This window comes from Chryseobacterium sp. 27AL, assembly GCF_057815395.1.
On sequence record NZ_JBYRIW010000013.1, the window covers coordinates 1 to 12,905 of the forward strand.

The window sequence follows — 12,905 nt, forward strand, 5'->3', positions numbered from 1 at the left end:
TTTTTTGGCTTCAAGAATGTGGCTTCGGCTCCGCTCAGCCACCGTTGGGTTGGAGGGTTTGAGTTGAAGGACTGGTGGCTTCGAGTGACCTCAGCCACCATTGGGGTTGTAGTGTTTTAGAGTGGATCGAGTGTCTTTAGAGTATAGCTGTATGGATGTTCTTGTGGAACGACGAAAAGTAGTCGAATGGCGGCGCCTGAGCGGAGTCGAAGGCCGCGTACACAAGAAGGACTGGTGGCTTCGAGAACCTCAGCCACCATTGAACAGATGTCATCATTTCCATCGTCATGGTAACTACAAAGTTCAACGTTAGAAAACAGTAGGGAAAATTCCACTCCTCCGGAGAGGGGAATTTAGAAGCGATCGACTGGCGGAGCCTGAGCGGAGCCGAAGCCACTATCTCATAAAATGAATTTCAACGCAGAGAACGCAAGGTTTATTTGAAATGATTTCGTATATTTTCCGTTCGCAAAGGCGCTTCGCTCAGCAAATGATAGCAAAATCTAATATTTAATATTGCATTGTTTTTTTGAACACAATAGCGCACTAGCTTCGGCTCCGCTCAGCCACCATTGAACGGATGTCATCATTTCCATCGTCATGGTAACTACAAAGTTCAACGTTAGAAAACAGTAGGGAAAATTCCACTCCTCCGGAGGGGTGGCAAAAATTCTTTCGAATTTTTGACGGGGTGGTTTAAGACAGATTCCGAGATTGGTGGCTTCAGCTTTGCTCAGCTACCAATAAGAAAGAAACCGACTCAATTAGCTATATATCAAGCTTCGGATTTTCCACCTGCTATTTTTGCCAAAGCTTTCGAGCTCTTCTTATAGGCCAACTTTTGTTTGTAGTTCACCCATTTAGCTTTGAAAAGCTTTCTCATCAATTTATCGGTGTACCTCATGATAAACACATGATACAGCATACTGGCAAAAACGTTGGGCTTATTGGGCAGCGCACGAAGCGACATGGAGAATCCGGGTTCCAGATACCTGTTGAAATGCCAGAACGCTCCCGGGATAAAAAGGGCGTCACCATGTTCCATAAAGATTTCATAGCCTCTCGCCTGCTTTAAAGCAGGGAACTTTTCATAATCCGGATTTTCATAATCGAGATCATAGATCGTATGAACCGACAACGGAACTTTATACAAAAATGCAGACTGCTTCTGATCGAACAGCAGAATCCTTTTCTTCCCTTCAAAATGAATATGGAGGAAATCCCCCAGGTCTACGTCATAATGCATCAGCACATGGGCTTCACTTCCCCCGAAAAACAAAGTCGGCAGTCTTTTGAAAAACTTCATGCCCAAATCAGGATAAGTGAAGTTTTTCAGCAATTCCGGAAGACGGTCGGTAATAATGTAAAAGAAAATACGCAGATCAGATGGTTTGCTTCTGATCGTATCAATATAATCCCTCATTTTCATGTGGGTCACCGGCGCATCAGAACTTTTGGATGCATCCGCAGGCTTATTGTCGTAAAGAGGAACTTCCTGATCTCCCGCCTTTTCACGGATAAAATCAAAATTCCATTGATCGAAGGCATCCCATCTGCTGGCAAAATTCTTGATCAGCAGCGGCTTCTGCTTCTTAAAATAGTTTTTCTGAAAGTCTTCTTTACTAATATCTGTTACAACATCTACGTTTCCGAGAATCATCTGGTGTGGTGTTTTAATTGTGAAATAAAAGTAAGGCTTTTTTGAATTTCAGGAAAATTTTAAGCTACTATCAATTATCATTTTCAATACAATACTCTTTTTTATCGCAATATGTTTAAAACTAATTTAAATTTACCACAAAAATTGCAAAAAGATCAGCTCAGCTTTTATTTAAATTTGATGACTACAATGAAAAGATCACAATAGCTTTTAAAATCTGAGATTTTTATCTTTTGAGAACCTTAAGTATTCTACTCATCGCGTTATGATTATCTTTTGTAACTTTTGCGGTTAAATTTAAAATTACCTAACGGGTTTCAAGCAAATAAATTAACACAGAAATAATACCTCCGAAAATAATCACCGCACAACCTTGTGGACCTGTAGATTTCCTTTTCCTTCCAAATGTGCTTACATAGTGACCGCTCACCCATTTCCCATCTCTTCTGAAATGTCCTTTTCTGTAATATCCCATAATTCCTATTTTTTTAACAAAGAAAAAATGAACCGGGCAATAAAATTTATGGTTTTCCGTAAAACAAAAACGAAAGCGAAATTTTATATTTGTACGGACTAACCAATCTTATGAGAGTTTACAATACCAAACATTTTCTAAAAATCCTTTTCAGCCTGCATAAAAGCGACACCCTGAAGATCCTTTTCCCAACCATGCTGCTGATAGGATTATATGCCTGGGGAATTGAATACCTTGAGGTTGAGTATCTTCATCTGTCTTCAAAATCGCCAATCAGTAATGTTAGCATGATTCACTCGCTGCTGGGTTTTGTGCTGTCTTTGCTTTTGGTTTTCAGGACCAACACGGCGTACGACCGATGGTGGGAAGGAAGAAAGCTTTGGGGTAAATTGGTCAACGACTCAAGGAATTTCGCTATAAAGATCAATACCATTCTTGCTGACGATAGAAAAAGTGCCGAGCAGATCGCCAGATACCTGAAGTTTTTCCCGCATTTCCTGGCCAAGCATCTTTCAAAAGAATCGACAAGACTGGCTTTGGATGAGGATTATTCTGAAATTGAAGACTATATCAAACATCACGGCCCAAGTGAAATTGTAATTCTGTTGACCCACAAATTAAATAAACTAAAAAAGGAAGGTAAAATCTCCGATATAGAAATGCTGTATCTGGATACGCAGCTTTCAGGTTTTCTGGATGTCTGCGGTGGTTGCGAACGGATTAAGAACACACCTATCCCCTATTCATATTCCTCCTTCGTCAAAAAGTTCATCATTCTGTATGTGCTGGCTTTACCGGTCGCATATGTGATTTCTATCGGTCTTTTTATGATTCCGCTTACGGTTTTTGTTTATTATGTGCTGATGAGCCTTGAAATGATTGCCGAAGAAATTGAAGATCCTTTTAATAATGATGAAAATGATATCCCGATGGAGACTATCGCTCAGAATATTGAGAGAAGCGTCCATCAGATCATGTGTTCGGGAAAATAATTAAATCTGAAATAATCCTGAACTCGTACATATTTATAAACCATTAATAAAAATATACAATTGGTACAAAAATTAAAACTGGAAGAACTCAACAGAATTGATGTGGAAACCTTTAAAACGGTTAAAAAGATCCCTTTAATTGTAGTGTTAGACAATATCAGGAGCATGCACAATGTTGGAGCAACCTTCAGGACTGCGGATGCTTTTCTTGTTGAAAAGATTATTCTCTGCGGGATTACACCTCAGCCGCCGCACCGTGAAATCCACAAAGCTGCGCTGGGTGCTACGGAAAGTGTTGACTGGAGCCATGAAAGCGATATTAATACAGCCATTAATGATCTAAAATCCCAGGGATTTGAAGTCGTAGGAATTGAGCAGACGACAAACAGCACGATGATCACCGATTTTACGATTGATTCGTCTAAAAAGTACGCGGTAATTTTAGGAAATGAAGTAGAAGGAATCAGCGATGAAGCATTGGCAAATATTGATTCTTTTATTGAAATTCCTCAGCTGGGAACCAAGCATTCTCTGAATGTAAGTGTATGCGGCGGAATTGTGATGTGGGAGTTTGCCAAAGCCCTGAAATAAAAAAACTGCATATGTCTAAAACACAGTGCAGTTTGAAATAAATCTAATAAAAAGTAAAAATGAAAGGCGACAAAGATACCTAATTTTTTGTCACAAACAAATTTTAGGATCGCTTTTTTACTTTTTAAGGAAAAAAAGTTTGAAATTCAGAAATAGTTTCGTTTAATTTTTTATAAATTAGCACAATGTTTATCAAGGAATATATCTCGAAAGACTTTCCGTGTTTTAGCCTGACTGACTCTATAGAATCAGCAAGAGAGACGCTAGAAGCATTTGGATATTCTCATATTTTCATCAAAAAATCCCACCATTTTTATGGCGCCATCGCAGAAGATTTTCTTTATGAAGAAGAAGGTATTCTGAAAGATCTGGAACATCAGATCGAGCGCTTTGCCATTCTTGAGGACAATAATATTATGGATAGCATCAGGCTGTTTTATACCTTCAATGCCAATGTGATCCCTGTCATCAACAAGAATGAAAAATATCTGGGATATATCACCTGTGAGGATATCTTTCAGGATCTGTCGAAATATCCATTGTTCTCTGAATCCGGTGCTATTCTCACCGTTGAAACACCCGGCAGAAAATACTCGATGACTGAAATCGCCAATATTGTTGAAAGCAACAACTCCAAATTTTACGGCGCCTTCATCAGCCAAATGTCAGATGATGTGATCCAGGTGACGATCAAGATCAGCAATGAAAATCTGAGCTCTATTGATGAAACATTCGACCGGTACGATTATCGTATTGTACAAAAGTATTACTCTGATGAAAAATCAGATTTGTTTCAGGACAGGTTCGGGTTTTTCCAAAAATTTATAGAAATATAAAAACGAATGAAGGCAGCCATATATTCCCAGAAAAAAGATCTAGATACCTTTTTATATTTAAGCAAATTTATTTCTGAGCTTGAAAACAGAGGTGTAAAATCTGTTTTGTATGATGAAATGGCTGAAGCCCTGCAGTTCTCAAAAATCTTCGAAACGTTCAATTGTAAACAGGATCTCTTGGATAAAGAGATTGATCTTTTTTTTACGTTTGGTGGAGACGGAACGATCGTTAATTCTTTAACCTTTATTGAAGATCTGGAAATTCCTATCGTAGGGGTAAATACCGGAAGACTTGGATTCCTGGCCAGCTTCACCAAAGAAGAGGCTTTCAATGAACTGGATTCCATTTTAAAAGGAGATATAAAAACCAGCCGCCGCTCCGTTATTGAAGTAGTGTCGCCGGAAATAGAAGATTTTTCCCCTTATGCCCTGAACGATGTGACGGTTTCAAGAAAAGAAACCACCTCGATGATTACAGTGGATTCTTATATCAACAATGAGTTTCTTAATGTATTTTGGGGAGATGGCGTTATTGTCTCCACTCCTACCGGTTCTACCGCATATTCACTGAGCTGTGGCGGACCAATCATCTCGCCGAACAACGAAAACTTTGTCATCACCCCTATTGCCCCCCACAATCTCAACGTGCGGCCATTGGTGGTAAATGATAAAGTGGAAATAAAATTTAAAGTGGAAAGCCGTGTCCCACAGTATTCCCTTTCCCTGGATTCCCGGCTGATCCATATTGAAACAGATAAGGAAATCATCATTAAAAAGGCAGATTTCCAGATTCTTCTGGTACAGCCAAACAACCTCAGCTTCTATGAAACCATCCGCCAGAAGCTACTTTGGGGCAGAGACAAAAGAAATTAAGAATTAAGCAAAAATGATTACCTTTACAGGAATTTTACAAACCCTAATAATTTATATTAAAAAGTAAAACATGAGCAGAATTTTCCCGGCAGGAGTTGCCACAGGTCAATTAGTTACTGATATTTTTCAGCATGCTAAAGAAAACAAATTTGCATTACCAGCAGTAAACGTAATTGGTTCAAGCAACGTAAACGCGGTTATGGAAACTGCAGCAAAACTAAACTCACCTGTTATTATTCAGTTCTCTAATGGAGGAGCTGCTTATAATGCAGGAAAAGGATTAAGCAATGACGGACAGAAAGCGGCCATCCTGGGAGCGATCGCCGGAGCAAAACATATTCACACCCTTGCAGAAGCTTACGGAGCGACTGTAATACTTCATACTGACCACTGTGCAAAAAAATTATTGCCTTGGATCGACGGTTTAATGGATGCTAACGAAGAATTCTATAAGCAAACCGGAAAATCTCTTTATTCTTCTCATATGCTTGACCTTTCGGAAGAGTCTTTAGAAGAAAACCTTGAAATTTCAGCTAAATATTTCGAAAGAATGGCTAAAATGCAGATGACATTAGAAGTAGAGATTGGGGTAACCGGAGGAGAAGAAGACGGTGTTGACAACTCTGATGTTGACAATTCAAAACTATATACTCAGCCTGAAGATGTGGCTTATACGTACGAAAAATTAAGAGCTATTTCCGATAACTTTACGATTGCTGCTGCTTTCGGAAACGTTCACGGAGTTTACAAGCCAGGAAACGTAGTTCTTACTCCGAAAATTCTTGATAATTCTCAGAAATATGTTCAGGAGAAATTCGGAACTGCTGCCAAGCCAGTGAATTTTGTATTCCACGGAGGTTCCGGATCTACTTTGGAAGAGATCAGAGAAGCAATTGACTACGGAGTGATCAAAATGAATATCGATACCGACCTTCAGTTTGCATACACAGAAGGAATCAGAGATTATATGGTGGATAATATCGATTATTTGAGATCTCAGATCGGAAATCCGGAAGGAGAAGAAAAACCGAACAAGAAATTCTATGACCCAAGAGTTTGGGTAAGAAAAGGTGAAGAAACATTCGCTAAGAGACTTGTTCAGGCATTTGAAGATTTAAATAACGTAAATACTTTAAAATAACAAATTTGGCATTTGAGATTTGAAATTCGAGATTTAATTGATAAGTCATAATTTCAAATCTCAAATCAATAATTGCAAATTAACAATATGGCATTCGAGTGGTTTAAAAGAAAAGCACAAAATATTACGACCTCTACTGATCAGAAGAAAGACGTTCCCAAAGGTCTTTGGCATCAGACCCCTTCAGGGAAAATCGTAGAACACGATGAGCTGAGAAGAAACAACTATGTTTCTCCTGAAGATGGCTTTCATGTAAGAATAGGAAGTGCAGAATTCTTTGATATCCTTTTTGATGAAGGTAAGTTCACAGAATTGGACGCTAATGTTGAAAGTATTGACATCCTGAACTTTAAAGACACCAAGCCATATGCAGACCGTCTGAAGGAAGTAAAGGCTAAAACAAAGCTTACTGATTCTATCAGAAATGCAGTGGGTACCGTAAAAGGAACCGAAATGGTGGTTTCCTGTATGGATTTTGCTTTTATCGGAGGATCTTTAGGATCGGTAATGGGTGAGAAAATCAGAAGAGCAGTAGACTACTGTATCGAGAAGAAACTTCCTTACATGATCATCTGCCAATCCGGGGGTGCAAGAATGCAGGAAGCAACTTATTCCCTGATGCAGTTGGCAAAAGTGCAGGCTAAGCTGGCACAGCTATCTGAAGCTGGTCTTTTGTACATCGCTTATCTTTGCGACCCGACTTTCGGAGGAATTACCGCATCTTTCGCAATGACTGCTGATATTATTATGGCAGAACCCGGTGCTTTGATCGGTTTTGCTGGACCAAGAGTAATCCGCGAAACGATCGGAAGAGATTTGCCGGAAGGGTTCCAGACTTCGGAATTCCTGCAGGAAAAAGGTTTCGTTGATTTTATCGTAAAAAGAACGGAAATTAAGGAAACCGTTTCAAAAACAGTGAATCTGTTAACGGTAAAAGCTTAATAATTTATAACAAAATACAGCAATCTCTCTCTGAACAGGAGAGAGATTTTTTATTGATGAGAACTTTCAGCATATTTTTCAATACGATCCGCAGTATGAGCTTTAAAAAGATCATGCGCCTTCTGTCGCTTGTTCTTCCTCATCCTTTTTTTTCTTTATTAAGTTTTCATGCAACCCTTCAGGCATACTCCATTGCGCAGAAAAAATTTCCGAAAACAGCTTCTACCAACGGCATCGGAAATGCTTTCAGACATGCATTATGGTGTTGCTTTATCATGATGTATTGCTGTAAGATTTCCTCACCAGAGAAAGCACTGGCCTTCTGCAAAAGAATGACTGATCTCCATGAGGAACTGTTTCCCAACAAACCACTGGAAACGAAAATGGATCTTCACAACAATAAAATCGGAATGGATTACTTCATGGAACTGCTTCCGGGAATCCACCGCCAGTTCTTTGAAAAAAACTTTTTCATCGATGGCCTTGAAAAGAAAATGAAAGATGCTAAAGTTTTAAAGAGTCTGGATGATGATTTTGAAGGCTTTCTGGTTTATTTAGATGAAAATAAATAAATGTGAATGGTGAATTTCACTCTGCGAGTCAATTTTGCTGCGCAAGTGAATCTTAAATCAGCCTGAAAATTCACTTTTACCCTTGACTATTGACAATCACCCTTTGTTATCTGAAGTTTTTTTGATAAGTTTAAACAATTATAATTTAATCAGATGGTTCTCAGCAGAATTTGGTCGGCTTTTATCATTGTTGCCATTGCCATTGCCAGTATAAAATACATCTCATCAAGCCATTACAAAACGATTTTTAACGATATGGTGGTCGGAAAAGGTGGTGATACGGTGCAGATTGCAACTCAGAAAATGAATACGCTTCCTCCTATTGTCCGAGACAGCTTGATGAAAAAGCCAGATTTTGCCGACAGCAGAATCCATTATAAAACCGATTCGCTGAAACAGGATGTGAAGGTTTACCGCATTCAGGAAGCTGATGGTGTGATCGGAACTTCTGAAACGGCTGTAAAAATATGCCTTGGCCTAATTGGTATCATGACTTTGTTTATGGGCTTTATGAGTATTGCTGAAAAAGCCGGCGGAATCAATCTTTTAAGCCGCTTTATTCAACCATTTTTCTCAAAGCTCTTTCCTGAAATCCCGAAAAACCATCCTGCTTTCGGACATATGCTGATGAATTTCAGCGCCAACCTTCTCGGACTGGACAATGCCGCAACACCTTTTGGCTTAAAAGCCATGGAAAGTTTACAGACGTTAAATCCTCAAAAAGATACGGCAAGCAACTCGCAGATCATGTTTTTATGCCTGCATGCCGGGGGAATGACATTGATTCCTGTTTCTATCATTGCCATTCGGGCTTCGATGGGTTCGAAAACGCCGACAGATATTTTCCTGCCCTGTATGATCGCAACTTTTGCTGCAACCTTGGCAGCGATGATCATTGTTTCTCTATATCAGAAAATCAATTTATTGAGACCTGTTGTGATTGCTTACGTTGGAGGAATTTCAGCACTGATCGCTTTACTGGTTGTATATCTCGTGCAATTAAGCAAAGATCAGCTGGATGATTTCAGTAAAGTGGTAAGTAATGGCTTAATTCTATTTATCTTTCTGGCTATCGTCTTAGGTGCAGTTTACAAAAAGATCAATGTTTTTGATGCTTTTATTGAAGGCGCTAAAGAAGGCTTTACGACCTGCGTTAAAATCATTCCATATCTGGTTGGAATGTTGATCGCTATTTCTCTGCTAAGAACTTCCGGGGTTTTTGATGTTATCATTGACGGAATGAAATGGGTTGCCAATACCGCCAATCTGGACCCTCGTTTTGTAGATGGGCTTCCAACAGCTTTAATCAAGCCTCTTTCAGGATCAGGCGCAAGAGGTATGATGGTAGACACGATGGCTACATTTGGAGCAGACAGCTTTCAGGGGAAACTGGCCGCCGTTCTTCAGGGAAGCTCGGATACGACGTTCTACGTGATTGCCGTATATTTCGGGGCGGTAGCCGTCAAAAATACCAGATACACCGTAATTGCCATGCTTCTGGCCGATTTGGTGGGAATTATAACTTCCATTGCGCTAGCATATTTATTCTTTGCTTAAAAAATTCAATGTTTAAAGTTTAAACATTGAAACATCATATATCAACCTTAAACACTAAACTTTAAACCAGTACTATGATTACAGATAAAGAATTTACGTTAAGACTGATACGTCAGTTAAGCCAGGCATTGGAAAAACTGATCCTGGATAAACCCGAAGAAAGCTTAATGCAAAAAGAACTGGATTTTGATTCGTTAATGAGAGATATTTTCAAGATGAGCTTCACAGAAATTTCTTCCAAAACGAAAGAAGAACTAATCGAAATTGTACACGAAAGACAGGAAAGAGATCACAAAGATTATTATGAAATGTTGGGGAATCTCTTTTATTTTAAAGGAAAAATAGAATCTAACAATGATTTTCTGGATAAAGCAAAAACATTTTATGAACTCTATCTTCAAACAAGCGGTATTTTTGCACTTCCTGTAATCAACAGGATCTCTGAAATAAAAAAAGCACTTGAATAAAGTGCTTTTGTATTTTAGAATGTAATCTTATAAGTTCCGGTGGAAGAAACACTGGCTTTTTCAGCCTTCACATATTTCTTAACCCATGAAATAGCATTTGAAGTGATACATGGATCTGACGTACCTCCCGATCTCCTTGCTGAAACCACATTTCCCGCTTTGTCTACTGTATAAGCTATGGTAATCGTTCCACTGGCAGTACAATTATTTGCCGGTTGTGCACCTCCTCTGCCCATCGTTCCGGGGATGAAACCGACCAGTTTTCTATCGATCCCAACTTTGCTGTCGCCATTACCGTCTCCCCCTAAAGGATCTCCTGCATTTCCAATTCCGTTTCCGTCTCCCTGGCTTCCGGCTTTCGTTCCTCTTCCTCTGATCAGGTTTCCGATGGCTGCTGTTCCCTTCCCATCGCCGTTTCCTGTTTTTGAATTAGAAGTTACCGCACCGGATTTCTTGGTATTTTTGGTGGCATTGGTACTCGCCGCAGATTTTTTGGTCTCTGCTTTGGATTCCTCTTTCTTCGGAACACTTATTTTTGAGTTGTTTCCGGTAATAATTTTATCCTTAGCCTCTGATTTTTGTGTTTCAGGCTGTGGCTCTGGCTTGATAACTGTTTTTGTTTCCGGAACGGCTGCTTCTGCAGGTTCTGTAATATTTTCCGTTGCTGCAGCTAAACTTCCCGGCTGATCAGCAGGCTCTTCTTCTCCGTTTCCGTTTCTGTTGTCTCCGAAATTTACCAGCATGGTGGTCACAATTTCCGGTTGCTGATCCAGTTCCGGTTTCAGTTTATATAAAAAAACAAACAGCAAGATCGCAGACCAGATCAGGATAGAAAGCAATGCGCTTTTTATCCGGTCTTTATTTTGTTCTTCTCTGCTTATAATGTGGCTTCTCATCTTAAATGGATCCTTTCCGCTCGATTCGGAGTTGTTATTTATCTTTAACCGTTGCAATGGCAATATTAAATTTATGCTTTTCTGCAATTTCCATCACAAAAACAACGTCTTTATGCATGGTGTTTTCGTCTGCCCGGATGGTGAACGATTTATTGGTCTGGTTCGCCAGTTTATTCACAATCGTTTGTTCAAGCTGTGCCTTTTCTACAGGACTGTCGTCTGCAAAATAAGATCCGTCCGGTTTGATGCTTACCGTTAAAGGATTAGGAATATTATCTTCAACAGCACCCGTTTTTGGTAATTTCACATCAATGGCACTTTGATTCGCCGCAGAAGATGTTACCATAAAGAAAATCAGCATCAACAGGATAACATCCGTCATCGCTGCGAGACTGAATTCGGGATTTGCTTTATTTCTTCTCTGAATTTTCATCTGTTTACTTTCTTGTTTTTAATGGTCAGACGGAACCTTTCGGTTTCATATGAAGATTTATAAAGGTTTGTTGATAAGGTCTAAAAATTCTCCCGACATATTCTGTGCTTTCAATACAAACTTATCAATTCTTGTCAATAATAAATTGTAGAAGAAGTTTGCCGGAATTGCCACAGCAAGACCAACAGCTGTTTGCCCCAGCGCTGTATAAATACCTTCAGACAAGGTTTTAGGAGAGAAAGATCCGCTAGCATGGGAAAGATTAAAGAAAGCAATGATCATCCCGATTACCGTTCCCAAAAGTCCCAGCATTGGTGCGATACTCGGAACAACAGCCAAGAGATTAAGGTTCTTTTCCATATTGGCCACCTCAACCTGGGCCTGTGATTCCATCGCGCTTACGATATCGGATACCGGTCTTCCCAGTCTGGATATTCCTTTTTCCAGAATTCTTCCTTCCGGTGAATTTTGTCTTTTACAATAGTCCAGTGCAGATTCTATTTTGCCTTCTTTAATGAAGTCTTCAATATTATCCATAAAGTTGGCATCTGTTTTTGAGGTCAGCCTTTTAATAAAGAAAAACCTTTCGAAGAAGAGATAGACGGAAAATACACCTAAAAGGAGTACGGTCACCATTACTATTTTAGCAAAGGCTCCCCCGTGAAACATGATTTTCCAAAATGAAAATTCTAAATCTTCTGCCGCGACTGCAGGTGCAGCAACCTGTGCAAATAAAATCTGAGTAAGTTCCGTTATCAGCATTAATGTGTATTTTTATAAGAGTTGTAACGACAAATGTAATGGAATATTATGAAATGCTATCTTAAAATTTGCTTAAAAAATTGTTATTTTCAACAACAGCAAATTTCTTTCCAAAAAAATCTGAAAAGAAACATAATATCAATTCCGGAGAAGGAGTAGCGCTGAAGATTAATCTTCGTCTACTTCAATTTCATCCTGCTTAAATTCGCATTTCAGCCTGAAAGGAATCGGATTACCGGAACCTGTATAGAAATCATCAATTGTTCCTTTCCATACTACCTGCAGCTCTCCTTCTTCATTCTTATCAAACTGAAGTTCATTATCATAGATAAAAGCCTCTTCATCATCGAAAAGATCTACTTCCGTGAAAGTATCTTCGTCAGAATCACTGATTGTAATTGTTTTTCCTTCTATTTCTGCAGATTCGATAGGGAAATCGAAAACTTCAAGTGAAAGCTGAGGAAAATTGTATTGCAGAGAATCATCCTCTACATGATCCAGACTGTCATCCGTAATAATCTCAACCTCTAAGAAATGTTGTTGGTTGCTGTAAACCGCTTTACAATAAGTGTTTCTGATATTGTACTTTAGCGTTTCGTCCGGATGGTAAATTTTTAAAATCCCTTTCATTTTTTCTTAAAAAAGAGCTGTAATAATATGATTGTTAAACGTTTTCAACAAAGATAAAAAATAGATTGAACGTGAAAA

General features: G+C 39.1%; 15 protein-coding genes. 9 read left to right on the forward strand and 6 right to left on the reverse strand.

Going from position 1 to position 12,905, the window contains the following annotated elements; genetic code table 11:
- Positions 1-775 precede the first annotated feature (775 nt).
- Together AC3WV0_RS14985 and AC3WV0_RS14990 are read right to left on the reverse strand one after the other, a co-directional pair.
- Positions 776-1,660 carry a cupin-like domain-containing protein gene (locus AC3WV0_RS14985; RefSeq protein ID WP_488846910.1) on the reverse strand — a complete coding sequence of 295 codons (885 nt, stop codon included), beginning with the start codon at positions 1,658-1,660 and terminating at the stop codon, positions 776-778.
- Positions 1,661-1,967: 307 nt separating this feature from the next.
- Entirely contained in the window at positions 1,968-2,135 is a 168-nt protein-coding gene (locus tag AC3WV0_RS14990; RefSeq protein ID WP_488846911.1) for a hypothetical protein, read from the reverse strand.
- 89 nt (positions 2,136-2,224) lie between these two features.
- Between AC3WV0_RS14990 and AC3WV0_RS14995 the strand changes: the two genes are divergently transcribed.
- The 9 genes from AC3WV0_RS14995 (at position 2,225) to AC3WV0_RS15035 (ending at position 10,106) form a co-directional block, all read left to right on the forward strand.
- Entirely contained in the window at positions 2,225-3,127 is a 903-nt protein-coding gene (locus tag AC3WV0_RS14995) for a bestrophin family protein (protein WP_488846913.1), read from the forward strand.
- A gap of 60 nt (positions 3,128-3,187) precedes the next feature.
- Positions 3,188-3,718: an RNA methyltransferase gene (locus AC3WV0_RS15000; protein ID WP_488846915.1), complete on the forward strand. Its 531-nt coding sequence runs from the start codon at positions 3,188-3,190 to the stop codon at positions 3,716-3,718.
- A 185-nt stretch (positions 3,719-3,903) separates the two neighbouring features.
- Positions 3,904-4,554 (forward strand): CBS domain-containing protein, encoded by a 651-nt coding sequence (locus AC3WV0_RS15005; protein WP_090000469.1) that lies wholly within the window; start codon positions 3,904-3,906, stop codon positions 4,552-4,554.
- 6 nt (positions 4,555-4,560) lie between these two features.
- Positions 4,561-5,427: an NAD kinase gene (locus tag AC3WV0_RS15010; RefSeq protein ID WP_090000468.1), complete on the forward strand. Its 867-nt coding sequence runs from the start codon at positions 4,561-4,563 to the stop codon at positions 5,425-5,427.
- A gap of 70 nt (positions 5,428-5,497) precedes the next feature.
- Positions 5,498-6,568, forward strand: a complete 1,071-nt coding sequence (fbaA, locus tag AC3WV0_RS15015) for a class II fructose-bisphosphate aldolase (protein ID WP_488846916.1) — start codon at positions 5,498-5,500, stop codon at positions 6,566-6,568.
- An 87-nt stretch (positions 6,569-6,655) separates the two neighbouring features.
- On the forward strand, positions 6,656-7,510 hold the full coding sequence (gene accD / locus AC3WV0_RS15020) for an acetyl-CoA carboxylase, carboxyltransferase subunit beta (RefSeq protein WP_488846917.1): 855 nt from the start codon (positions 6,656-6,658) through the stop codon (positions 7,508-7,510).
- Between the two features lie 56 nt (positions 7,511-7,566).
- Positions 7,567-8,082: a DUF6973 domain-containing protein gene (locus AC3WV0_RS15025; RefSeq protein ID WP_488846918.1), complete on the forward strand. Its 516-nt coding sequence runs from the start codon at positions 7,567-7,569 to the stop codon at positions 8,080-8,082.
- A gap of 153 nt (positions 8,083-8,235) precedes the next feature.
- Positions 8,236-9,639, forward strand: a complete 1,404-nt coding sequence (locus AC3WV0_RS15030) for a nucleoside recognition domain-containing protein (RefSeq protein ID WP_488846919.1) — start codon at positions 8,236-8,238, stop codon at positions 9,637-9,639.
- 74 nt (positions 9,640-9,713) lie between these two features.
- Complete coding sequence (locus AC3WV0_RS15035) at positions 9,714-10,106, forward strand: hypothetical protein (RefSeq protein ID WP_488846920.1); 393 nt, start codon at positions 9,714-9,716, stop codon at positions 10,104-10,106.
- Positions 10,107-10,120: 14 nt separating this feature from the next.
- Here AC3WV0_RS15035 and AC3WV0_RS15040 read toward each other — a convergent pair whose 3' ends face one another.
- From AC3WV0_RS15040 to AC3WV0_RS15055, 4 genes are all read right to left on the reverse strand, one after another.
- Positions 10,121-11,002: a ferric siderophore ABC transporter substrate-binding protein gene (locus tag AC3WV0_RS15040; protein ID WP_488846921.1), complete on the reverse strand. Its 882-nt coding sequence runs from the start codon at positions 11,000-11,002 to the stop codon at positions 10,121-10,123.
- 34 nt (positions 11,003-11,036) lie between these two features.
- On the reverse strand, positions 11,037-11,435 hold the full coding sequence (locus AC3WV0_RS15045) for an ExbD/TolR family protein (RefSeq protein ID WP_488846922.1): 399 nt from the start codon (positions 11,433-11,435) through the stop codon (positions 11,037-11,039).
- A gap of 57 nt (positions 11,436-11,492) precedes the next feature.
- A complete protein-coding gene (locus tag AC3WV0_RS15050; RefSeq protein ID WP_488846923.1) occupies positions 11,493-12,197 on the reverse strand; it encodes a MotA/TolQ/ExbB proton channel family protein in 705 nt (234 codons plus the stop codon).
- Positions 12,198-12,365: 168 nt separating this feature from the next.
- Positions 12,366-12,827 (reverse strand): hypothetical protein, encoded by a 462-nt coding sequence (locus tag AC3WV0_RS15055; protein WP_488846924.1) that lies wholly within the window; start codon positions 12,825-12,827, stop codon positions 12,366-12,368.
- Positions 12,828-12,905: the final 78 nt, after the last annotated feature.

Coding starts and splice junctions, on each gene's coding strand:
- AC3WV0_RS15040 (WP_488846921.1), bottom strand. CDS start 11,002: ATGAGAAGCCACATTATAAGCAGAGAAGAACAAAATAAAGACCGGATA.
- fbaA (WP_488846916.1), top strand. CDS start 5,498: ATGAGCAGAATTTTCCCGGCAGGAGTTGCCACAGGTCAATTAGTTACT.
- AC3WV0_RS14990 (WP_488846911.1), bottom strand. CDS start 2,135: ATGGGATATTACAGAAAAGGACATTTCAGAAGAGATGGGAAATGGGTG.
- AC3WV0_RS15050 (WP_488846923.1), bottom strand. CDS start 12,197: ATGCTGATAACGGAACTTACTCAGATTTTATTTGCACAGGTTGCTGCA.
- AC3WV0_RS15025 (WP_488846918.1), top strand. CDS start 7,567: ATGAGAACTTTCAGCATATTTTTCAATACGATCCGCAGTATGAGCTTT.
- AC3WV0_RS15030 (WP_488846919.1), top strand. CDS start 8,236: ATGGTTCTCAGCAGAATTTGGTCGGCTTTTATCATTGTTGCCATTGCC.
- AC3WV0_RS15035 (WP_488846920.1), top strand. CDS start 9,714: ATGATTACAGATAAAGAATTTACGTTAAGACTGATACGTCAGTTAAGC.
- AC3WV0_RS14985 (WP_488846910.1), bottom strand. CDS start 1,660: ATGATTCTCGGAAACGTAGATGTTGTAACAGATATTAGTAAAGAAGAC.
- AC3WV0_RS15055 (WP_488846924.1), bottom strand. CDS start 12,827: ATGAAAGGGATTTTAAAAATTTACCATCCGGACGAAACGCTAAAGTAC.
- AC3WV0_RS15045 (WP_488846922.1), bottom strand. CDS start 11,435: ATGAAAATTCAGAGAAGAAATAAAGCAAATCCCGAATTCAGTCTCGCA.
- AC3WV0_RS15005 (WP_090000469.1), top strand. CDS start 3,904: ATGTTTATCAAGGAATATATCTCGAAAGACTTTCCGTGTTTTAGCCTG.
- accD (WP_488846917.1), top strand. CDS start 6,656: ATGGCATTCGAGTGGTTTAAAAGAAAAGCACAAAATATTACGACCTCT.
- AC3WV0_RS15010 (WP_090000468.1), top strand. CDS start 4,561: ATGAAGGCAGCCATATATTCCCAGAAAAAAGATCTAGATACCTTTTTA.